Source organism: Erythrobacter aureus, assembly GCF_003355455.1.
GTDB lineage: Bacteria > Pseudomonadota > Alphaproteobacteria > Sphingomonadales > Sphingomonadaceae > Qipengyuania > Qipengyuania aurea.
The window spans coordinates 2670995-2693233 of the sequence record NZ_CP031357.1 but is presented as its reverse complement, the minus strand read 5'-3'; the positions used below and the strand labels follow the sequence as shown (position 1 = coordinate 2693233).

The 22239-nt window shown below is 61.2% G+C and carries 18 protein-coding genes, 1 tRNA gene and 3 pseudogenes; 11 read left to right on the top strand and 11 right to left on the bottom strand.

Going from position 1 to position 22239, the window contains the following annotated elements; translation table 11 throughout:
- Window positions 1-5: 5 nt before the first annotated feature.
- The 3 genes and pseudogenes from infB to rbfA all read left to right on the top strand — a co-directional run bounded on the left by infB (window position 6) and on the right by rbfA (window position 3362).
- Window positions 6-2545: pseudogene (gene infB, locus DVR09_RS13230) on the top strand (translation initiation factor IF-2).
- Window positions 2546-2553: 8 nt separating this feature from the next.
- Complete coding sequence (locus DVR09_RS13225) at window positions 2554-2961, top strand: PaaI family thioesterase (protein WP_368735717.1); 408 nt, start codon at window positions 2554-2556, stop codon at window positions 2959-2961.
- Entirely contained in the window at window positions 2961-3362 is a 402-nt protein-coding gene (gene rbfA, locus DVR09_RS13220; protein ID WP_115417377.1) for a 30S ribosome-binding factor RbfA, read from the top strand. Before DVR09_RS13225 ends, rbfA begins: the two co-directional genes overlap by 1 nt.
- Here rbfA and DVR09_RS13215 read toward each other — a convergent pair whose 3' ends face one another.
- The gene (locus tag DVR09_RS13215) at window positions 3363-4985 is read right to left on the bottom strand and encodes an AbgT family transporter (RefSeq protein WP_234041455.1); all 1623 of its coding nucleotides are present in this window, start codon (window positions 4983-4985) and stop codon (window positions 3363-3365) included.
- A 138-nt stretch (window positions 4986-5123) separates the two neighbouring features.
- Between DVR09_RS13215 and DVR09_RS13210 the strand changes: the two genes are divergently transcribed.
- The 6 genes and pseudogenes from DVR09_RS13210 (at window position 5124) to DVR09_RS13185 (ending at window position 10875) form a co-directional block, all read left to right on the top strand.
- The gene (locus tag DVR09_RS13210; protein WP_115417375.1) at window positions 5124-5702 is read left to right on the top strand and encodes a thymidine kinase; all 579 of its coding nucleotides are present in this window, start codon (window positions 5124-5126) and stop codon (window positions 5700-5702) included.
- Window positions 5703-5727: 25 nt separating this feature from the next.
- Window positions 5728-6419 (top strand): annotated as a pseudogene (locus DVR09_RS18040) (site-2 protease family protein).
- Window positions 6416-7414, top strand: coding sequence for a tRNA pseudouridine(55) synthase TruB (gene truB, locus DVR09_RS13200; protein WP_115417374.1), 999 nt, complete (start codon window positions 6416-6418; stop codon window positions 7412-7414). The pseudogene DVR09_RS18040 and the gene truB overlap by 4 nt, the downstream one beginning before the upstream one ends.
- A gap of 5 nt (window positions 7415-7419) precedes the next feature.
- Window positions 7420-7689 (top strand): 30S ribosomal protein S15, encoded by a 270-nt coding sequence (rpsO, locus tag DVR09_RS13195; protein ID WP_067468099.1) that lies wholly within the window; start codon window positions 7420-7422, stop codon window positions 7687-7689.
- Window positions 7690-7861: 172 nt separating this feature from the next.
- Complete coding sequence (gene pnp, locus DVR09_RS13190) at window positions 7862-10126, top strand: polyribonucleotide nucleotidyltransferase (protein ID WP_115417372.1); 2265 nt, start codon at window positions 7862-7864, stop codon at window positions 10124-10126.
- Between the two features lie 68 nt (window positions 10127-10194).
- Window positions 10195-10875 (top strand): spermidine synthase family protein, encoded by a 681-nt coding sequence (locus DVR09_RS13185; RefSeq protein WP_115417370.1) that lies wholly within the window; start codon window positions 10195-10197, stop codon window positions 10873-10875.
- Window positions 10876-10885: 10 nt separating this feature from the next.
- Here DVR09_RS13185 and DVR09_RS13180 read toward each other — a convergent pair whose 3' ends face one another.
- Both DVR09_RS13180 and DVR09_RS13175 read right to left on the bottom strand, forming a co-directional pair.
- Entirely contained in the window at window positions 10886-11407 is a 522-nt protein-coding gene (locus tag DVR09_RS13180) for a DUF1993 domain-containing protein (protein WP_115417369.1), read from the bottom strand.
- 69 nt (window positions 11408-11476) lie between these two features.
- Window positions 11477-12154 (bottom strand): GcrA family cell cycle regulator, encoded by a 678-nt coding sequence (locus DVR09_RS13175; RefSeq protein WP_162814971.1) that lies wholly within the window; start codon window positions 12152-12154, stop codon window positions 11477-11479.
- A gap of 72 nt (window positions 12155-12226) precedes the next feature.
- On the opposite strand from DVR09_RS13175, the gene DVR09_RS13170 reads away from it, so the two are divergent.
- Window positions 12227-13126, top strand: coding sequence for an ABC transporter permease (locus DVR09_RS13170; RefSeq protein WP_115417366.1), 900 nt, complete (start codon window positions 12227-12229; stop codon window positions 13124-13126).
- A gap of 16 nt (window positions 13127-13142) precedes the next feature.
- On the opposite strand, the gene hspQ is transcribed toward DVR09_RS13170, so the two are convergent.
- On the bottom strand, window positions 13143-13523 hold the full coding sequence (gene hspQ, locus DVR09_RS13165; protein WP_115417364.1) for a heat shock protein HspQ: 381 nt from the start codon (window positions 13521-13523) through the stop codon (window positions 13143-13145).
- A gap of 161 nt (window positions 13524-13684) precedes the next feature.
- On the opposite strand from hspQ, the gene DVR09_RS13160 reads away from it, so the two are divergent.
- Window positions 13685-13774, top strand: a tRNA-Ser gene (locus DVR09_RS13160).
- A gap of 153 nt (window positions 13775-13927) precedes the next feature.
- On the opposite strand, the pseudogene DVR09_RS17665 reads toward DVR09_RS13160, so the two are convergent.
- The 7 genes and pseudogenes from DVR09_RS17665 to DVR09_RS17940 form a co-directional block, all read right to left on the bottom strand.
- A pseudogene (locus DVR09_RS17665) lies at window positions 13928-14122 on the bottom strand (transposase); the annotation flags it as partial.
- 135 nt (window positions 14123-14257) lie between these two features.
- Window positions 14258-15685, bottom strand: coding sequence for a glycosyltransferase family 2 protein (locus DVR09_RS13150; RefSeq protein WP_115417360.1), 1428 nt, complete (start codon window positions 15683-15685; stop codon window positions 14258-14260).
- Entirely contained in the window at window positions 15682-16659 is a 978-nt protein-coding gene (locus DVR09_RS13145; protein WP_115417358.1) for a HEAT repeat domain-containing protein, read from the bottom strand. The genes DVR09_RS13150 and DVR09_RS13145 overlap by 4 nt, the downstream gene beginning before the upstream one ends.
- On the bottom strand, window positions 16656-17789 hold the full coding sequence (locus DVR09_RS13140; protein ID WP_115417356.1) for a tetratricopeptide repeat protein: 1134 nt from the start codon (window positions 17787-17789) through the stop codon (window positions 16656-16658). The genes DVR09_RS13145 and DVR09_RS13140 overlap by 4 nt, the downstream gene beginning before the upstream one ends.
- A complete protein-coding gene (locus tag DVR09_RS13135) occupies window positions 17789-18157 on the bottom strand; it encodes a response regulator transcription factor (protein WP_115417354.1) in 369 nt (122 codons plus the stop codon). Before DVR09_RS13135 ends, DVR09_RS13140 begins: the two co-directional genes overlap by 1 nt.
- Window positions 18158-18263: 106 nt before the next feature.
- Window positions 18264-21677 carry a CHASE domain-containing protein gene (locus DVR09_RS13130; protein WP_162814970.1) on the bottom strand — a complete coding sequence of 1138 codons (3414 nt, stop codon included), beginning with the start codon at window positions 21675-21677 and terminating at the stop codon, window positions 18264-18266.
- A gap of 240 nt (window positions 21678-21917) precedes the next feature.
- Complete coding sequence (locus DVR09_RS17940; RefSeq protein WP_435867817.1) at window positions 21918-22076, bottom strand: hypothetical protein; 159 nt, start codon at window positions 22074-22076, stop codon at window positions 21918-21920.
- Window positions 22077-22239 lie beyond the last annotated feature (163 nt).

Below are 22239 nucleotides of genomic sequence, written 5' to 3'. Positions count from 1 at the left end.
CCAGAATGAGCGACGACGACAAGAAACCAGCCCGTAAACCGCTGACCTTGAAGGGCGCGCAGCCGGGCGAGGTCAAGCAGACCTTCAGCCACGGCCGCACCAACAAGGTCGCGGTCGAGGTGAAGCGCCGCCGCAAGCTCGTAAAGCCGGGCGAGGCCGCGCCTCCGCCCCACCGCCGCCTCCGCCGCCCGCTCCGGAGCCGACTCCGGCGCCGGTTGCCAAGAAGGCTCCGCCGAAGAAAGCGGCTCCTGCCGGAGAAACCCCTCAAGAGCGCGTCGCGCGTCTCCAGCGCGAGGCCGAGGAAGAGCGCCTGCGTCTCGCAGAGGAAGCGCGCAAGCGCGAGGAAGAGCAGGCCCGAAAGGCTGCCGAGGACGAGAAGAAGCGCGCCGAGGAAAACCGCAAGGCCGAGGAAGAGGCTGTCAAACAGGCGGCCGAACAAGCGAAGAAGGCCAAAGAAGCACCCAAGGACGCGCCAAAGGAAGACGTCGCCGCCACTTCGAAAGAGGCTCCCCCCAAGCGGGAGGAGAAACCGAGCGGCACGCCCGCGCCGGCCCCGCGCCGCTTCACGCCGGTTGCACGTCCAGAGCCCAAGAAGCCGGAGCGCAAGAAAAAAGAAGAAAAGCCCGCGCGCGGAGCAGAGAAGACCGACAAGCGCCGTTCAGGCAAGCTTTCGGTCAAGAAGGCCCTGAACGAGGACGAAGGCCGCCGCGCCCGCAGCCTCGCCGCGCTCAAGCGTGCGCGCGAAAAGGAACGCCGCATGCAGGGCGGCGGCTCCAGCAAGCCGCGTGAAAAGCAGGTGCGCGACGTGGTCGTTCCCGAAGCCATCACGGTTGGCGAATTGGCCAAGCGCATGGGCGAGAAGGGGGCCGACCTCGTCAAGGAACTCTTCAATCTCGACATGATGGTCACCGTCAACCAGACGATCGACCAGGATACGGCGGAACTGCTCGTCGATCAGTTCGGCCACAATATCCAGAAGGTCTCCGAGGCCGATGTCGATATCGCCGCCGAGGAGGATGTCGATCCGGAAGAAACGCTCAAGCCGCGTCCGCCGGTCGTCACCATTATGGGCCATGTCGATCACGGCAAGACCAGCCTGCTCGACGCGCTGCGCGGTGCCAATGTCGTGAAGGGCGAAGCCGGCGGCATTACCCAGCACATCGGCAGCTATCAGGTGAAGACGAAGGGCGGCGATCTGGTCACCTTCCTCGATACGCCGGGCCACGCCGCCTTTACCGAAATGCGTCAGCGCGGTGCCAACGTCACCGATATCGTGGTTCTCGTGGTGGCTGCCGACGATGGCATCATGCCGCAGACGATCGAGGCGATCAATCACACCAAGGCCGCGGGCGTCCCGATGATCGTGGCGATCAACAAGATGGACAAGCCCGAAGCCAATCCGGACAATATCCGCACCCGTCTGCTCGAACACGAGGTCATCGTCGAGAAGATGTCGGGCGATGTGCAGGACGTGGAAATCTCGGCCAAGACCAAGGCCGGTCTCGACGAATTGCTCGAAAAGATCGCGCTGCAGGCCGAACTGCTCGAACTCAAGGCCAATCCCGACCGGATGGCCGAAGCCACCGTGATCGAAGCGCAGCTCGACAAGGGTCGCGGCCCGGTCGCCACCGTGCTGATCACGCGCGGTACGCTGGAGCGGGGCAACACCTTCGTGGTGGGCACCGAAAGCGGCCGTGTGCGCGCGATCGTCAACGATCAGGGCAAGCAGATCAAAAAGGCCGGGCCATCCATGCCGGTCGAAGTCCTTGGCCTGGGCGGCGTGCCATCGGCCGGTGACGTGCTGACCGTGGTCGAGAACGAACAGCGTGCCCGCGAAGTGGCCGAATATCGTCAGGAAAAGGCGACCGAGAAGCGCACCGCGCTTGCTCCGACCAGCTTCGATACGATGTTCAACAACCTTGCGGCCAACGTCATCGAATTCCCCGTGTTGGTGAAGGCCGACGTGCAGGGCAGCGTCGAGGCGATCACGACCGCGCTGCACAACCTCTCGAACGACGACATCAAGGTCCGCGTGTTGCATGCAGGCGTGGGTGCGATCACCGAGAGCGACGTAAGCCTGGCTTCGGCCTCGAATGCGCCGATCATCGGCTTCAACGTCCGCCCCAATGCCAAGGCACGCGAGCTGGTGAAGCGCGACGGCGTGGAGATGAAATACTACGACGTCATCTATCACCTGACCGAGGAAATCGCGAAGGAGATGGCGGGCGAGCTGGGTCCGGAGCGGATCGAACACGTCGTCGGCCGTGCCGCGGTCAAGGAAGTGTTCCGTTCGGGCAAGAAGGACAAGGCCGCCGGTCTGCTGGTCGAGGAAGGTGTCATCCGCAAGGGGCTGCATGCCCGCCTCACGCGCGAAGACGTCATTGTCTCGGCCACCACCATCGCCTCGCTGCGCCGGTTCAAGGACGACGTCGACGAAGTTCGCGCCGGTCTCGAATGCGGTGTCGTGCTTGCCGATACGAACGACATCAAGCCGGGCGATCAGCTCGAAGTCTTCGAGGTCGAGGAGCGTGAACGCACGCTGTGAGTGGGGACGTGACCAAGCACGCTCTCGGAGCCGCGCATGCGGATCTCATGGGGGTGGAGTTCGATAATTTCGATGCGGAGCGTGAGGAAATCACGCTCCGCTTCACTGCACCCGACAGCTTCATCACGCCGCGCGGCAGCGTGCAGGGCGGCCTTGTCGCGGGCTTTCTCGACGAGGTCATGGGCTGGGCGCATGTCTGGGCGACCGACCGTGCCGAGGCGCCGCTCAATCTCGAAATCTCGATGAGCTTGCTCAAGCCGGTGATGGCAGGACCGCTTATCGGCAAGGGCCGTGTCGTGCGGCGCGGACGCAAGGTAATCTTCCTCGAAGGCGAGCTGTTCGACGAGGCGGGCAAGCTGCTCGCCCGTGCGACCAGCACCGCCATTCCCACGCCGCGACCGACAGGAAATACGTGATGGCCAGGCACCAGCATTCCACGCCCGAACAACAATCGGTCCGCGTCCTCAAGGTGGGCGAGCGCGTGCGACATATCCTGTCCGAACTGCTCGCACGCGGCGAGGCGCATGACGATGTGCTTTCGGCCAGCAATATCGCGGTGACCGAAGTGCGCATGACGCCCGACCTGCGTAATGCGAAAGCTTATGTGAAGCCGCTGCTGGGCGAGGATGAGGCCGTGGTGCTCAAGGCCCTGCGGAGCAATACGGCTTTCTTCCAGAAAGAGGTCGCCCAGCGTCTCGGTCTCAAATTCGCGCCGCGCCTCAATTTCCAGCCGGACGAAAGCTTCGACGAGGCGGACCGGATCGAGAAGCTGCTGAGCGATCCCAAGGTCGTGCGCGACCTCGACGACGAGGACTGATCAGCCCGCCGATGCGGGCGCCGTCGCCGCGGTCGGCGCCTCCATGAACACCTCGGCGCCCGGTCCCAGCGGCAGGTCGAGCACCACCCAGCCGATCGTCATGGCGAGGCCCGCAGTCAGCAGGCCGACCGAATAGGGAAGCATGGTCGCGGCAAGGCTGCCAAGCCCGAAGTCCTTCTGCCAGCGCTGGCAGAAGATTAGGATCAGCGGGAAATAGACCATTAGCGGGGTAATGATGTTGGTCGCCCCGTCGCCCACGCGATAGGCGGCGGTGGCCATCTCCGGGGTGATGCCCAGCAGCATGAGCATCGGCACCAGCACGGGCGAAAGCAGCGCCCACTTGGCGCTGGCCGAGCCGACGAAGATGTTGAGCAGGGCCGAGACTACGATGATCGCGGCGAGGAGTGCCCAGGCGGGCAAACCGCTATTGCCAAGGAAATCGGCGCCATTGACCGCGAGGATCAGGCCGAGATTCGACCAGGCGAACATGGCGACAAAATGCGCGGCGGCGAAGGCAAGTACCAAGTAGTAGGCGAGGTCCTCCATCGCCCCGGCCATCATCTTCACGAGGCCGCGATGGTCTTTGATCGTGCCTGCCGCCTTGCCGTAGGCCCAGCCCGCGAGAAGGAACAGCAGGAAAAAGCCGGCGACGAGGCTCTGATAAAATGGCGTCAGCCGGGCCTCGGGCGATGCTTCCTCGTCGATCAGCGGGGTACCCGGGCCAAGCGTGAAGAACAGCCACAACCCGACAACGAACAGAACGGCCAGCCCGGCCCGGCGCAGACCCTTGCGCTCGCCTTCGGTCAGCGCGCGGTCACCATCGGCCACTTCGCCCTGTTGTTCGGGCGAGACGGCCTTGCCCGCCATTGCCGGGCTCCACGTACCCAGTCGCGGTTCGATGATCGTGTCGGTTACCCACCAGATAACCGGGAGGAACACGAACGTCATCGCGGCGATGAAATACCAATTGCCCGCGATGTTAGCGGTGAAGTCGCCGAAGACGGTTTCGACCGCCGCTTCTGTAATCCCGAACAGCAGCGCATCGAGCTGGCCCGGCAGAAGATTGGCGGAAAAGCCACCCGAAACGCCTGCGAAGGCTGCCGCGATGCCCGCAACCGGATGGCGGCCTGCGGCATGAAAAATGATGCCCGCCAGCGGTATCAGGACAACATAGGCGGCGTCGGCGGCCAGATTGCCCATCATTCCGACCAGCGTAACGATCGGGGTCAGCAGGAATGTCGGCGCATTGCGCACACCGGCGCGCATGGCAGTACCGAACAGTCCGGCGCGCTCGGCCACACCTGCGCCCAGCATCACCACCAGCACGTATCCGAGCGGATGGAAATGGGTGAACGTTGCGGGCATATCGACCCACAGCCGCTGGATATTCTCCGCGCTCAGCAGGCTGACCGCGCTGATGACTGTGGCGGCGCCCGTATCGGGATCGATTTCGGTGGGATGTGCTGCCGATAATCCGGCAAGACTGGCGAGCACGGAAACCACGACCAGGATCGCAATCAGCCAGAAGAACAGAAATACCGGGTCGGGCAGCTTGTTGCCGCTCCGTTCGATCCAGCCGAGAATTCCGTTCTGTGCCCTACCAGCCGCTTCCGCCATCGCCATGTTCCTACTTGCTTTTTGGACGCAATCGCAGGCGCTACCATTGGGTGCTGCATCTGTCGCCATGCTTAACGGTCCTTGTGGAGAAGTGCTGGCGGACGGACTCGCCGGAGTGTGCGAAGAGCGCTAGCGACAGAGGCGATGGCGAAGCTCTATTTTTACTATGCGAGCATGAATGCGGGGAAGAGCAGCACCTTGCTGCAAGCCGCCTTCAATTATGGCGAACGCGGCATGCGGGTGTCGCTATGGACCGCCGCCCTCGACGATCGCCCGGGTTTCGGGGCTATTTCCAGCCGGATCGGCCTGGCGAGCGATGCGCATCGCTACGAGGTCGATACCGACATCGAAGCGCGCGTGCTGGCCGACCATGCCGAGAGTCCGATCGCCTGCGTACTGGTCGACGAGGCACAGTTCCTGACGCCCGAGCAGGTGTGGCAGTTGGCGCGTTTGGCCGACGATGCCGGGATTCCGGTACTCTGCTATGGCTTGCGCACCGATTTTCAGGGCGAACTTTTTCCCGGCTCCGCCGTGTTGCTGGGCATTGCCGATGCGCTGGTGGAAATGAAGGCGGTGTGCGATTGCGGACGCAAGGCGACGATGAACTTGCGCGTCGATGCGAAGGGCAAGGCGGTGAGCGAAGGCGCGCAAACCGAAATCGGCGGAAACGACCGCTACGTCGCCATGTGTCGTAAGCATTTTCGCGAAGCGCTGGCGGGTTAGGCCCGCACTTCCTATCTAGCCCACCATGACCGAAACGCTCCTGCTCGCGGTGATCCTCATCCCGTGTCTGATAATTGCCATCGTCTTTCACGAGGTCGCCCACGGCTGGACCGCGCTTGCGCTGGGCGATCCCACCGCCAAGGAGCAGAAGCGCCTCTCACTCAATCCCATCCGCCATGTCGACCCCATCGGCACGTTGCTGGTGCCCGGCGCGCTGGCGCTGTTTGGCGGGCCGATCTTCGGCTGGGCCAAGCCCGTGCCGGTACGCGGAGACCGGTTGCGCGATCCGCGTTTCGGTATGGTCGCGGTGGCAGCGGCAGGGCCGGGCACGAATCTGCTGCTCGCGCTCGTCGGGGCATTGCTGTTCGGCGCGGTCTCGGGGCGATAATCGCATCCGGCGGCGTTCCGCCCGAATGGTTGTTGACCGCTGGCGGCATGTTCATCCTGATCAATGTGTTCCTCGCCCTGTTCAATCTCCTGCCGATCCCGCCCTTCGATGGGTCGCATATCGTCGGCGGTTTGCTCCCCCGCAAATGGGCAGGGAACTGGCAGAAGCTGCAATCGCTGGGCATGCTGTTCTTCATCGTGCTGATCGCTGCGACCTGGGCGTTCCCGAATAGCGGCCTCATCGAGAATACGGTGCTGCCTCCCGTACTGTGGTTGCAGGAACGCTATTTCGAGCTTGCCGAATGGGTCGCGCGCGGGATTGCGGGATGAGCGGCGCGAAACCCGCACCTCATGGGTGGCTGATCCTCGACAAGCCACGCGGCCTCGGCTCGACCCAGGCGGTGAGCGCGGTCAAGCGGGTGCTGCGGCAAGGGGGCTATGCCAAGACCAAGGTGGGACATGGCGGCACGCTCGACCCGCTGGCCGAAGGCGTATTGCCGATCGCTCTGGGCGAGGCGACCAAGCTGGCCGGGCGTATGCTCGATTCCGACAAGATCTACGCCTTTACCATCCAGTTCGGCGAGGAGACCGATACGCTCGACACCGAGGGCGAAGCGATCGAGCGGAGCGATCACCGTCCTCCGATGGCGGCCATCGCGGCGGTGCTCGAACACTTCATCGGCGATATCGAGCAGGTCCCGCCCGCCTATTCGGCGGTAAAGATCGACGGGAAGCGCGCCTATGACCGGGCGAGGGCGGGTGAAGAGGTCGCAATGAAGACCCGCTCGGTCACGATCCACTCGCTCGGCTTCGAAAGCGAGCGTGTCGATGCCGAACTGCGGTCCGCCTTTGCCACCACTGCCGGGCGCCCCGATCCTTACGATCCGCAGGCACCGCTCGAACTGGCCGACAGCGTCACACTGGTCGCCCACGTGTCCAAGGGTACGTATATCCGCTCGCTTGCACGGGACATCGCGCGCGCGCTTGGAACGGTCGGCCACGTCACTTATCTCAGGCGCATCAAGGCTGGCCCCTTCCGCGAGGAACAGGCGATTTCACTGGACATGCTGGAGAAACAAGCTAAGGGCGCGGCCATCGAAAACCTTCTCCTGCCGCTAGAGGCGGGACTGGACGACATCCCGGTCCTTCCCCTCGATCCCGACAGCGCGCAGGCGGTCCGCCAGGGCCGGGTACTGTCGGACCTGCCCCACACCGACGGGCTCCACCTTGCCACGCTGCACGACGTGCCCGTGGCCCTGATGGAACTCAACGGAGGTACGGCCAAGGTCGTGCGGGGCTTCAATATCCCGGATGTCGCGGAGTAGAATACATGTCGGTTACCGCCGAGAAAAAAGCTGAGATCATCAAGGACAATGCGCAGGCCAAGGGCGACACCGGTTCGCCGGAAGTCCAGGTCGCTATCCTGACCGAGCGCATTCGCAACCTGACCGAGCACTTCAAGTCCAACCACAAGGACAATCACTCGCGTCGCGGTCTCCTGATGATGGTCAACAAGCGCCGCAACCTGCTCGCCTATCTCAAGAAGACCGATGTCGAGCGGTACAACGCGCTGATCCAGAAGCTGGGTCTTCGCAAGTAAGAGTTTCTCGAAGGGGTGGCTCAGGCCGCCCCTTCGTTTATCCGGCCACCGCGCAATTCGGCGCGAGGTCGGCAAATGGAGGCAGGATAAGCCTCGAACCGGACCGGGACGGCATCCCGGCATTGTAGGCCCCGCACCGCAATAAGGCCGTGTGGGTTCATAAGGAAAATACATGTTCGACACGAAAACCGTATCGCTGGAGTGGGGCGGAAAGACCCTCACTCTGGAAACCGGCCGCATTGCCCGTCAGGCCGACGGCGCGGTCCTCGCCACCTATGGCGAAACCGTGGTGCTGTGCGCAGTCACCGCCGCCAAGAGTGTCCGCGAAGGGCAGGACTTCTTCCCGCTCACCGTGCACTACCAGGAAAAATTCTCCGCCGCAGGCCGTATCCCGGGCGGCTTCTTCAAGCGCGAAGGCCGGGCGACTGAGAAGGAAACGCTGACCTCCCGCCTGATCGACCGCCCCGTGCGTCCGCTCTTCCCGGAAGGCTTCTACAACGAGATCAACGTGATCGCGCAGGTGCTGTCCTATGATGGCGAGACCGAGCCCGATATCGTCGCGATGATTGCTGCTTCGGCTGCGCTGACCATTTCGGGCGTGCCCTTCATGGGGCCGATCGGCGCCGCGCGCGTTGGCTTCAAGAACGGCGAATACGTCCTCAACCCGAGCCTCGAAGACGCGCTCGGCGAAGACGGCCGTCTCGACCTCGTCGTCGCTGCGACGCAGGATGCGGTGATGATGGTCGAATCCGAAGCCAAGGAGCTGACCGAAGAGGAAATGCTCGGCGCCGTCATGTTCGCGCATGAGGAAAGCCGCAAGGTCATCGGCGCGATCGTCGACCTGGCCGAGCAGGCTGCCAAGGACCCGTGGGAAATCGACACTTCGGACGATACCAGCGCGATCAAGGAAAAGCTGCGCGGTATCGTTGGCGACGACATTGCCGCCGCCTACAAGCTGACCGACAAGTCGGCCCGTTCGGACGCGCTCAACGCCGCACGCGAAAAGGCCAAGGAAGCTTTCGCCGAAGAAGAGCCGCAGACGCAGATGGTTGCGGGCAAGGCGGTCAAGAAGCTGGAAGCGGAAATCGTTCGCGGCGCCATCCTCAAGGACGGCCAGCGCATCGACGGTCGCAAGCTCGACCAGGTTCGCCCGATCGAGGCGATGGTCGGCCTGCTTCCGCGCACGCACGGTTCGGCGCTGTTCACCCGTGGCGAAACGCAGGCGATCTGCACCACCACGCTGGGCACCAAGGATGCCGAGCAGATGATCGATGGGCTGGAAGGCCTGTCGTACAACCACTTCATGCTGCACTATAACTTCCCGCCCTATTCGGTCGGCGAAGTGGGTCGTTTCGGTTTCACCAGCCGCCGCGAAACCGGCCACGGCAAGCTCGCATGGCGCGCGCTGCACCCGGTTCTGCCGACGCATGAGGACTTCCCCTACACCATCCGCATCCTGTCGGACATCACCGAGTCCAACGGCTCGTCCTCGATGGCGACCGTGTGCGGCGGCTGTCTGTCGATGATGGACGCCGGCGTTCCGATCGAGCGTCCTGTGTCGGGTATCGCCATGGGCCTGATCCTCGAAGGCGACGAGTTCGCCGTCCTGTCGGACATCCTCGGTGACGAGGATCACCTGGGCGACATGGACTTCAAGGTCGCAGGGTCCGAAAGCGGCATCACCTCGCTCCAGATGGACATCAAGGTTGCCGGCATCACGCAGGAAATCATGAAGACCGCGCTCGAACAGGCGAAGGCCGGCCGCGCGCACATCCTGGGTGAAATGTCGAAGGCCCTTACCGGTGCCCGCACCGAAGTGTCTAAGCACGCCCCGCGCATCGAGACCATGCAGATCGACAAGTCGAAGATCCGCGACGTCATCGGCACGGGCGGCAAGGTGATCCGCGAGATCGTTGCCGAAACCGGTGCCAAGGTCGACATCGACGACGAAGGCGTGATCAAGATTTCGTCGAGCAATGCCGACGAGATCGAAGCCGCGAAGAAGTGGATCGAAGGCATCGTCGAAGAGGCGGAAGTCGGCAAGATCTACAACGGCAAGGTCGTCAACATCGTCGATTTCGGCGCTTTCGTGAACTTCATGGGCGGCAAGGACGGTCTCGTCCATGTCAGCGAAATGAAGAACGAGCGCGTCGAAAAGCCGACCGACGTCGTGTCCGAAGGCCAGGAAGTGAAGGTCAAGGTCCTCGAAATCGATCAGCGCGGCAAGGTCCGCCTGTCGATGCGCGTTGTCGACCAGGAAACCGGCGAAGAGCTGGAAGACACCCGCCCGCCGCGCGAACCGCGTGGTGACAAGGGTGGCCGTGGCCGTGGCGGCGATCGTCGCGGCGGTCGTGGCGGCCCGCGTCGTGATCGCGATGGCGGCGGCAAGAAGGACGGGGGCGGCGAAGCCCACGTGCCCGACTTCCTGAAGGACTGATCCTTCGCTAGTCAGTAACGAAGGGGTCGCGGGTCCGCCTGCGGCCCCTTTGCTTTGGAGAATACGTGATGTTGCCCCGCGAAACCCTGGCGACTGCCGACGTGCCCGATGGCGAGACGTTGACGCTCGTCAGCCACGGCCGCGATTTCATTATCATGCTCGGCCGCGACGAACTGATGGGGACGCGCATGCAGTATTCGGAGGAGCAGTTGGCGGTGCTGACACTGGCGGAGTTGCGGGCCGACAGGCCCCGGGTTCTCATCGGCGGTTACGGTATGGGCTTCACTTACCGCGCTGCGCTGGACAAGATTCCGGACGGTGGTTCCGTCACGGTGGCCGAGATTGTGCCCGAGATTCTGGAATGGGCGGAAGGTCCCTTGGCGCATCTGACCGGGGAAAGTCTGGCCGATCCGCGCGGCGAAGTGGTGATTTGCGATGTCGCCGCCCTGATCGACGATGCCAATGACGGGACAACCGCAAAATACGACGCGATCCTGCTCGATGTCGACAACGGTCCCGACGGGATCGTGCGCGATGCCAATTACCGCATTTACTCGAAGACCGGCCTGGCCAAGGCGCGCGATGCCTTGAGGCCGGGCGGTATCCTCGCGGTGTGGTCCGCCGCGCCCGACCACAAGTTCACCGTACGCCTCAAGGAAAGCGGCTTCGACGTGGAAGTGCGAGAAGTGCGCGCGCGACCCAACAATAAAGGGCCGCGCCACACGATCTGGTTCGCTCGCAAGCCTTAGATAGCGCGCGTCAGCTTTTGATCCTGACCCGCCCCATGAAGTCGGTCTTGCCGACCGGGACACCCTTCATCCGCAGGATGTTGTAGGCGGTCGCGCAGTGAAAATAGAAATTGGGCTGGCTGAAGCTGAGCAGGAAATCCTCGGCGGTGAAGTCCATTCCGCGATCCTTGAATTCGAAACGCATCGGCTGGCCGATCATGGCCTCCATCTCGTCTTCGGTCAGTGCGCTCATGAATTCGGTCGCGCCTGCCAGCTTTGTACGCAGGTCGTCGAAGCTGGTCGGCGGCGGGTTGAGATCAGGCGAATAGACGCCCTTACGTACGCCCTCGATCGAGCCCTGTGTGTGCTCGGCCACGCATTTCACTTGATAGGACCAGGGCAGCATGTCGTCGTAGATATTGGCGCCGATGAACTCGCTATGCTCGCAGGCATTGTTCGCGCACCATTTTTCGGCGGTGTCGATCAGATGGTTCGCCGTGCCGAGCATTTGCAGGGCGCTGGGAACGTAAGCGGCGTGTAGCGATAGGGGCAAGGTTTTCTCTCCCGTAGAAATGAAAAGGCCCGGCTGTCGTGCGACGGCCGGGCCTCTTCTTTGAATGTATCAGCGAACCCGCGGACCGCCGAAGGGTAGCGGCGGAGGGGGACGCCGCGCGCCGCGCGGCAACTGCGCCTGATAGGCCCGCCCGCAATGCTCGACGCAATAGGGGAAGCCGGGGTTCACCGCTTCGCCGCAGAAATGGAAATCGGGTTCGCCGGGATGACCCATCGGCCAGCGGCACACCTTGTCCGACAGGTCGAGCAAGCTGGTCTTGTCCGCGATCTCCGGGCTGGGCTTGGCCGGAACGAGGCGGCGCGGGGGGCGGGGGGATCGGTGCCTGCTGATCGCCCGGACCCTGACGCAGGAAGCCCCAGGCCCGACCGAAACGATTTTCGGCAGGTCGCTTCCCTTGTTGGGCAGGGGCTGGGACGGAATCGCCGCATCCTGTTTCGGCGCTGGGGCTGCCGCAGGCTTTGCAGGCGCGGCGGGAGCTGCCGGTTTCGCAGCAGGCTTCGCGGTTTTCTTCGCTGCCGGTTTGGGCGCGGGCTTGGGCTTTGCGGGCGCCTTTTTCTTTTCATTCGCCTTTACCGGCGATGGCCGCGACTTGAGGCCGAGCCGGTGGGCCTTGCCGATCACCGCATTGCGGCTGACCCCGCCCAGTTCTTCGGCGATCTGGCTGGCGGTCGAGCCGCCTTCCCACATCTTCTTAAGCGTTGCGATCCGTTCGTCGGTCCAGCTCATTGCGCAGTCCTGTATCTCGTGTCTCGACGCCGCGGCTTGCATGCCGTGGCGCTTGGGCCTAGTCGCGCCCCCATGGTCGATCAAGCCCAGCCCGTATCGCCCGGGAGCGAAAACCCGGACGCCTCCTTCGTAGAGGGTAATGCCGGAGGGAAGGGCCGGTTTCCGCCGCGGGGACGCCCGGTGATCCGCGGGATCAACGGGATTGGCCTGTGGAGCCTCTATATGAAGGAGGTGCGGCGGTTTCTCAAGGTCCAGACGCAGACAATCTGGGCTCCGGCGATCACAACCCTTCTTTTTCTCGTGATCTTTTCGGTGGCCCTCGGGCGGGGTGGGCGCGAAGTCCTGGGTGTCAACTTCCCGACCTTCGTGGCGCCGGGGCTGATCGCCATGGCGATGATGCAGAACGCCTTTGCCAATTCGAGCTTCTCCCTGCTTTCCGGCAAGATCCAGGGGACGATCATCGATTTGTTGATGCCGCCCCTTTCGGAAGGCGAATTGATGGGCGGCATCATCGGCGCGGCGATAACGCGCGCAGTCGCGGTGGGCTTTGTCGTGGCGGGCGCGATGTTGCTTTATCCCGGTGTCAGCCTGGCGATGGCGCATCCTTGGGCGGTCATATGGTTCGGTCTCATGGGAGCGGTCATGCTCTCGCTCCTCGGCCTGTTCGCTTCGATATGGGCGGAAAAGTTCGATCACAACGCTGCGGTGACGAATTTCGTCATCGCGCCGCTGGCGATGCTTTCTGGCACCTTCTACATCATCGACCGTCTGGCTCCCGCATTCCAGACGGTGAGCCGCGCAAACCCGTTTTTCTATGTCATTTCGGGTTTCCGCTATGGCTTTCTGGGGCAGAGCGATATCGGCGATGGCCGGGCAGTTGCCATGGCTGCGCTGGGGCTGCTGGTGCTCAATGCCTTGCTTGCACTTGGGGCCTACAAGCTGTTGAAATCCGGCTGGAAGATCAAGAACTGAGCGCGCTGTTGCGCGATCAGTGGGTCATACTCCGCCGCATGCGGTAGCGGCCGTTTTCGAACTGTTCGAAATACTGGTGCACGTCCGGATGCGAAACGGGTCCCGAGACCGAGTCCGTTACTAGGTTCTGCTGGCTGACATAGGCGACGTAATCGCTTTCGTCGCTCTCTGCCAGCAGATGATAGAAGGGCTGGTTGCGATCGGGCCGGATATCCTCCGGAATCGCCTCGTACCATTCGTCGCTATTGGCGAAGACCGGGTCGATATCGAAGATTACGCCGCGAAAATCGAATACGCGGTGTTTCACCACATCGCCGATGGCGAAGCGGCTTTTGACACGGCGCGGGGCAACGATGGTGCGACCGGCCTGAGCGGAAAAATATTGAGCGCGATCCATGAGAAGCGAGGATATGGGGTTCTTGCTGGTGCTTACAATGGGTTCGGGCAATCGATCCCCCGAATTCTGAAGAAAAGGGGCTTGGCAAGGCGCAGGCGCTCAGCTAATCGGCCCGCTCGCTTCGACCGGGGCCAAGTGCCCGCAAGCGCACCCGACAATGCGGAGAGGTGGCAGAGAGGTCGAATGCGCCGCACTCGAAATGCGGTATACGGGCAACCGTATCGTGGGTTCGAATCCCACCCTCTCCGCCATTGGACTTTTCTAAGCCCGCTAATGATCGCGGAAAGCTGCTCCTATGTAGTCCGAGCCCACATAGTGACCTGCCCCATCAAGGTGTTCCACGCGGATAAGTTAGAGTTCCGGCGAACGTGGTTGTCCTGGTGGACTGACCGGAGCGCAGCGTAGGTCAGGTCGGACACCGCCTTGCGCAGCCGCTGGTTCTCCTTCTCCCGATCTCTAAGCCGCTTTGCCTGGCTGACCTTCAACCCACCGTATTCCTTACGCCAGCGGTAATAGCTCTGTTCCGATCTCCCTAACGATCGGGAAATCGCGCCGATCTTCTACCCTTGCGAAAGCCGAACATTGGCCTCGCGCAGCATTCCGATAATCTGTTCCGGCGTGTATCTCTCCCGTCCATTCAAAGCTCCTGCCAAGCTCAAAATAGCCGAATTTCCAACTCGCAAGACGGACCACTTTCTTGGCGTCTGGTCAGTCGGGCGGGCGCTCACCCGACGTCACGTGCCGGTGAAACCGACGCGAGGCACGGCAGCCCATGTCGTATCGTTACGGAAAAAGCGGCGGATGCCTTGCAGCCGATACCAGAGATTAATTTGACGATATCCGAAGTTCTCGATCACCGCTGCTATGCCTATCCGAAGCAGGTCACTCGCTGACGGCGTACGCCGTAATTGTTGCTCTTCAAGCACCAGCGTCCCAACACTGAGAGCGCAGCCGAAGACCACCGAAACAAAGAAGAAGGCGACAGCCATTATTGGATCAAGTAGGCCGAGCAACGCGGCGACGGGCAGCACGAGATAGCCTAACAGTTCGGCGGGAGGGCCGAGGATGTCCTCAAGCACGATTTGCGGCATGGCGAGCAAACCGATGCGTCCATATCGCGGATTGCCAATCATTCCCCGATGGCGCTGCAGCGTCTCAAGCGCGCCCTGCTGCCACCGTGCGCGCTGGTTATCGAGCCCTCGAAGTGCGGCGGGCGCTTCGGTCCAGCACACAATGTCCGGAACGAATTCGATGCGATAGTCACGTTTCTGCTCGCGCATAAAGCGGTGCATCCGGACGACGAGTTCAAGGTCCTCGCCGACCGTATCGTGCCGGTAGCCACCCATCTCCACTAGCGTAGACCGTCGGAACAGGCCGAACGCGCCAGAGATCAACATCAGCGTGTTGGTATGCGCATTGGCGACGCGATTCATCAGAAAGGCGCGCAGGTATTCGACGATCTGGAACCGCGGAACCATTTCTTTCGCGATTCCGATTTTCTGAAGTGATCCGCCTCTGATCGTGCAACCATTGGCAATCCGAATCGCCCCGCCCACTGCGATAAGGCGTTGATCCTGGTACATGAATGGCTCGGCGGCGCGCAGCAGACCATCTGGCTCGATGATTGAATCGGCATCGATCACGCATACGAGAGGAGTGCGCGCGAACCCGATGCCGGCATTCGCCGCGTCGGCCTTCCGACCGTTTTCCTTGTCGATCACCAGCAGGTTCGGATAGCGTCTTGAGCGGTATGTTCCCCGTATCTGAGTCTGTTGCAATTGCGCGATTTGCGTACGGTCCGCTTTAAACATGTCGAATGCACGTATTAACTCGCCGAGTGTATCGTCCTTCGAGCCATCGTTGACCACAATAACCTCGTGGTCGGGATATTCGAGCGCCAGGAGTGCCTTCACGCTCTGCACGATCGACAGCTCTTCATTGAAAGCTGGCGCGATCACCGAAATGGGCAGCATCAGGTCTGCGTAGCGATGCCAGAGATCGCGCGCACCTTCGCCGGGCTGCACTCGTGTCAGGAAAACCCATGCTGCAACCAGCAGCTGAGCGAGCGATATTATATTGCGTGCCGCGACGACCGCGAAACATGCGAAGGCGGTCCAGACGATCCCGGTCGCTGCAGTGCTGGCAATATCCGACCAATTCATTGTGCTGCCACCTTAAGCTGTGCGCCATCGTCGTCCGACGAAAAATGTTCGAGTGCCTGTTCGGCACGGAGGCGCACCCACAATTGTTCATCCGCGAGAAGTCTTCGTAATTGGGGAACTGCGTCGCGAAGGCCAAGTCGAACGCATGCCGCTATTGCCTGTAAGCGAACGGAAGCGACTGGATCCCGGAAGCCGGCAAAAACCCAACTCGCGGCAGCCGGATGTCCCAGCCTCGAGGAGGCTCGCATTGCTGCGGCACGTATCTCCGGATTGTCATGCGACGCGACTGACCCGAGAGTGTCTATGATAGCCATGTTTTCCGACCAGCCGAGCGCATCGATTATTTGCGCTCGCCACGCGTCGGGGAGATCGTCATCCAGGAGAAGCAGCATTTGCTCTGGATAAAGGGGTGCTGCTGAGCGCAGAAGCGCAGAGTCAAGCGGGGTAGGTAGTCGCCGGAGTGCATTTAGAATTCGCAGTGTTTCGCGCGGAGGGGGCAAGGCCCCATTTGCGGCCAGTGCGAATGCCGCCTCAAGACGCACCCGTTGACTTTGGTCTCGGGCCAGCATTTCCCGCAGTCTGCCGATGCAGGCCTCACTGCCAAATCGTTGAAGCAACTGTATCGCGTTGATACGTTGCGTCTTGGAAAGACTCTGCGAAGCCCGAATGGTCTCACTTAGCACTCCATCCAATTCAGCGATTTGCAACAAGCGCGTGCGCTCGCCGCCTCTCAGCAGCGGAAGTATGCGTGATATTGCTGCAAGGCGAGCCTCGCGAGGCCAACGCTTCGTTTCCCCAATCGGATGACCGGCCACACGCTTGAGATAGCCGCGAGTGATTGCCGTATCGCGTTCGTCGCGGCGCGCACGGCCTTTCTCTGAGAGGAAGCGGCGGAAAACCAGCGCCAAGAATGTTAGCACGATCATACTGGCGCAAAGTGCCGTCGCCCAGACGATATCCTGGTAGAAGCTCATCGTGCGCCAAACCGGTAAGTCAACGTCAGGTTTGCTGACGAACGTTCGTAGCTCGCGTCGCGGTTCTCGTAACTCCCGGCAGCAGTAAGGAATATGACTTCTGACATCGGGATCCTGACGCCCACAGCTACGCTGCGCAATTGCCGGACGCCATCGGCTTCGGCATCCGGGTAGCTCGCGACAATAGCGAAAACCGACAGGTCGGAGGCAGACCGGTAATCGAGCCGAACCGAGCCACCGATGCGAAAGTCATCGCGTCCACCAATAATTTTGATGACTCGGCCGGTAACTGAGAAATTATCGTCCAAAGCCGCACGCAAGCCAGGTTGCGCCAAGACGATCGTGCCAGTGTCGTAATCGGATACGCGAGCATCGATCAGTGCTGACACACCCTCGGCAATAGTCAGCTCCCCTCCGGTGCCTACACTCCAATGCTCCTGAAAATCGGGCCGCGGAACGGTCGTCGCAGCAAGGTAGATAGACCCATTCTCGATGCGCTGGTCGATGCGTGCGCTCAGGCGGGTGTCGATCGCGCCGCGATCCTCGCGCATTGCGCCCAGCGTGATTGTGCTTTTGGATGAGACATCGAACGCGCCCACCAGTGTCTGGCTGTTCCACGTCCGACGGGTCCCGCCCGCTGTGGTAATACCGGACAGGCCAGCGCCAATTGACAGCGCTTTCGGCCGGAACCCACTGGCGTCATCCTGACGCATCAAAATCGCGTTCAGCTGGTCGAGCTCGGGATACTCGGGATTGCGTGCTGAGATCAGAGCGGCGGCACGCCGTGCTTCACGAATGTCCCCGCGCCAGGTGAGGATAAAGGCACGGGCCAGCGCGACATCGAGATCATCAGGTGCGAGACGCCTCGCTTCTTCGACGCGCGTCAGGGCCGCATCCAGATCCCCAGCACCTGCTTCGACCATTGCGAGCTGCCGTAGTAGGTCCACATTCTTCGGCGATTCTGCGATGAGCGGCACCAAAATTTGCCGTGCGCGCTCGAAGTCGCCTTTGGCGCGAGCTTCGGCGGCTTGCTCGAGCGGCAGGCCACGCTCGATTTCACTCTCCTGCGCTTCCAGTGGTGCGGCGAGGAGATTAAGCAGCAGCGCAATCGTTGAGAATGCGCGTTTCATTATGTTTCTTTGACGAGCCCAGAGATGCGGACAAGCAGCTCTTGCGGAATGAAGGGCTTTGTAAGGTACTCGGAAGCACCGCCCTTTAAACCTGCGATAATGTCCGCTTCCCCGTCACGTGCGGTGAGCATGATCACCGGTACGTCTTTCAACTCGGGATCGGATTTCAGTTCGGCTAAAACCTCAGGCCCCGCAATGATTGGCATCATGCTATCAAGTACGATCAAGTCGGGTCGCTCCTCACGAGCCGCTATCAGTGCTTGTTCTCCGTCTTGTGCGACAGCCACAACATGGCCAGCGCCCTCTAGGCGGAATTTGAGAATCTCCACCAAGATGGGGTCATCGTCTGCAATCAGAATATCGGCCATCGTTCGCTCCAGTTACTGCCTCTGGATACTAGACGTCGGTTAAAACCGATTGAAGACAAGCCTTTTTGATTTACGCCAACGCACCAGTGCCTGTTAGCAAGATCCGCTATTCAGTGACCGCCACCGCTGCCAAGCGTTCGCGGATCCTCTCCAGCAGCGGACGTGCATCAGATTGCTCATTTGTTGAAAGCAGCTTGTTTTGGCCGCTGCGGCAGAATTCCCCCAAGGGCTGCTGACCGAAATATGCCGCCACTCCAGCTATGTGATGCAGCGATCCAGCAATCTCATTCCTAGCTTCCTCACTTATCAATCCAGCCGACAAGGCCGCGTCGATCGCCATGATTGCGGAGGTTTTTCTGTCCTCGAACATGGTGCGAAGGCGGGGGTCGGTCTCCTGCTCGAAATCCTGCTCCGCTGCTTCCGCCGGACTTTCGATTCGAGGAGACCACCCGGCGATTGCGGCGCATAACCGACTGAGCCGCAGCGGTTTCGCGAGATGAGCTTGCATGTCGGCATCTGCGCAGCGCTGGATATCATCCGAGTAGGCATTCGCCGTAACCGCCAAGATGGGCAAAGTTTTTGCGTCGATACCGGCTTCTCGGATGGCTCTTGTAGCTTGCAGGCCATCCATCTCCGGCATCTGCATATCCATGAGCACCATGTCGTAGGGCTCACCATCATGATTTGCCTGCAGCACTGCTTCGACCGCCTGTCGACCGTTCTGCGCAAGGGTGCAGTCGTGGCCAGCCTTCTCCACCATGGCCATCGTCAGTTCCTGGTTCACAGGATTGTCTTCGGCAACGAGGATATTCAGCCGAACCTCATGACCACAACCTTCGGTCCGTTCGTCAGCCTCAGGCATGGGCATGGGCGCCCCATCGCTTTCCTCGAAGGGTAGAGAGAGTGTAAAGGTCGACCCACCGCCCTGCACGCTTTCGGCGCGCAGTTCACCACCCATAAGTTCGGCCAGTTCGGCGCTGATCGGGAGGCCGAGGCCGGTGCCGCCGTAACGCCTTGCAGTAGTGTCGTCGGCCTGGGTGAACTTACCGAATATACTGTCCAACCGATCCGCCGCGATGCCAATGCCGGTGTCGCGTACCGTTATAAAAATTCTGCCAGCTGTGTCGGACTTGCGACGGCTGGTCGAAGCCGAGATTGTCACTTCGCCTTCCTCTGTGAATTTCAGAGCGTTGCCCACAAGGTTAAGGACGATCTGTCGCAATCGCATCTTGTCAGCGAGAATCTGCGCCGGGACGGATGGATCGATATCCAGCGTAAGACGAAGGTCCTGCCCCTTTGCGACAGGCTCCATCAGGCGCTGGCAGCTTCGCAAGGTGTGGCGCAGGTCGGTCGGTTCGCTTACGATAGCCATCTGCTTGGCCTCGATCTTCGCGAAATCCAGGAGATCGTTCAGGAGCCTAAGCATCGCGTTGCCCGAATCCGCTATCATTCGCAGACGCCGCTTTTGTTCTGGTTTTTCTTCTTCGGCTAGAGCAAGCTCGGTAAATCCGATTACCCCGTTCATCGGCGTGCGGATTTCATGACTCATATTTGCCAGGAAGCTGGATTTCGCCTTGTCTGCGGCGCGTGCTTCCTCGAGCGTTTCGGTCAGCCGTTCGCGCATGATCGTCTCGTCGGTCCGGTCGATGATGACGCCGATGATGGAAGCGGCCTCTCCACCTTCATCGGTATCGACATGACCCCGGACCTCGACATGCCGTAATTCGCCGCCTGCGGTCACCAGCCGCGCATTGAACTGGTAGGGTTCGCACGTAGCGACGGCCTTCTCCAACGATTCTTCTACAATGCCGCGGTCATCGGGATGGTAGGACTCGATGGCCTTCGTCAGCTCGGGCGTATCGCCGGGCGTCAGGCCGTGGAGCCGGTGAACTTCGTCCGACCAACTGATCTGATTTGTGGCAAGGTCCAACTGCCAATGGCCAATATGCGCGGTGGCCTCGGCCAATTCGAGCATACGATTACGCTCTGCCAGCTCGGCTGTTGCTTCATGCACTTCGCGCACGACATGACCCTCGCGCCGAAGGAAGGTCATCAGCAAGAGACCAAGAAGCAAGGTGATGATCAGTCCGGATGCGAGCGCTAAATTGGGTGCACTCGAAACCGAGCGGTTTTCGAACGGAGGAAGGCTGGTCCAACGAAGCGTGAAGGGCTGCCCTGCCAGGTTGATTGTCTCGCTAAACTCGAATTGCGCATTCTCGCTAATGCCGTCGGTCGCGTAGAGTAGAGCGTCCTCGTCGGCTCCATCGCCATGGAAGGCCTCGAATGCGAAATCCGCGCCTTGTTGCGGCGTCAATGCGGCCAGTAGCTCCTCTGCCACCAATGGTGAATAGACCCACTGGCCGGTGACCTCCCCGGCATCATCGCGAATCGGGTGTACCAACAGGAAACCGGCGCCCTGCTTTTGGTCCTGCACGAGCACGATCGGGCGCGTCAGGATCGGTTCGTCGCGTGTCTTTGACAACACGATGGCCTGGCGCCGACCTTCTTCGAAGGCGAGATTCAGACCTAGAGCTGCCAAATTGATGTCGAGCGGCTCGATGCGGTTGATGATGTAGTGACGTTGGCGATCGACTTGCGGATGGACTTTGAACCTGTCGCCGAATTCTCGAGCGAACTGCTCGCGAAATGCCGGGAGATCGGCGTCCGCGACTTCCTCGAACAGACCGAACCCGCGCATTCCGGGATAGGAGCGCTCGATGTTTATCCGGTTTGCATATTCGCTCCATTCGGATGGGGTAGTGCCGCCATTGACGGTTACGAAGGCCGCACCACTTTCCAGCGCACGCTGATAGATCTGCAGGCGGTGCCGCAAAGCTTCGTCGGTGCTTGCGGCCATCTGGGCCATGTTTTCTTGGGCCTGGCGGTACTCGCGTTCCGAGATGAACTGCCAGGCATAGAAGGTCAGCAACAAGGTGAAGGTGAGGCTCATTGCGACCAGCGAGCTTGCCCCTTGAAGGGATCGATCTCGCCAACGCACCGATACCGGCGACCGGCTCGACAGGAGCAGGATCGGCATGACGAGAATGACGCCAAGCATATTTCCAAAGAACCAGGTCAGCCAGTTCTTGAGGACCAACTCCAGACCTATCGTGCCGGCCGCCAAAAGCGCCGAGACGCCGACAGTGGGGGCAATGAAACACGGCAGAACGATCACCAGCAGCGTGGCCGCCGCCATCCGCCTCGGATCGGAGAGTTCGATACCGTCGGCGAACCGGCGGGCCATCTGCAGCCCTACCAGCGCCTGAAGACTGGCGCCGACGCCTATTGCGGCGGCTATCGCCAATCCATGCCAGGTTTGGTCGAATGATGCGGAGCTATCGAAACTCCTGGTGGCGTAAAATGCGAACGAGCCCAGCCATACGCCCGGCCACAACAGGCCGCCACGAGACAGCAAGGCACATAGGGCCACGCCCGATGCAGGCCAGATGATCGTCGCGTATCCGGGAGGCACGGCGAGCGAAATGCCAATATACCCGGCGACAAAATAACCGATCGCCAAGAGTACGATGTCGCGAAAAAGCCGTAGCCGAAAGCTATCTGGCCAAGCACCTGCGCTCTGAATTTTCTGTATCTGTCGCATACCGTCCGAGAGATTAGCAAAGCCTTCGTGCAGCCCTCGGATAGAGCGTTAGGGTTAAAAAGTTGGTACGTCGCTGCAAGCAAGTTCCCATGGTTTGTTTTCTATGACGAGGCCAATAGAATGAAAGCCAATCGTCAAAATTAGGCATATCCGGGGGCGTCAAAGTCCTCCGAACCGTCCGGGCAGCAGCGGCTCAGGCTCGGAAGGCGCGATCCCGCGGGAATTTATGGGCTTGTGGCTTTCGTACGTATTGCTGAGGCTGAGCTCCGGAAACAACGTGCGCGCCGTCAACTGGAGCGGGAAATTCCATGGGCTGATCAGCGCGACGATCCCTGCGGGCTGACGATAGACGCGCTATTCGTTGCCGGGAATGTCTTCGGGCACGATTGCACCTTCGACCATAAAGGGCCACGTCGACATCGTTTGCGCGCGCGGCGTTCATCTCGAAAATGACGCTTTCGTCCCACGGGCGGATATTCGT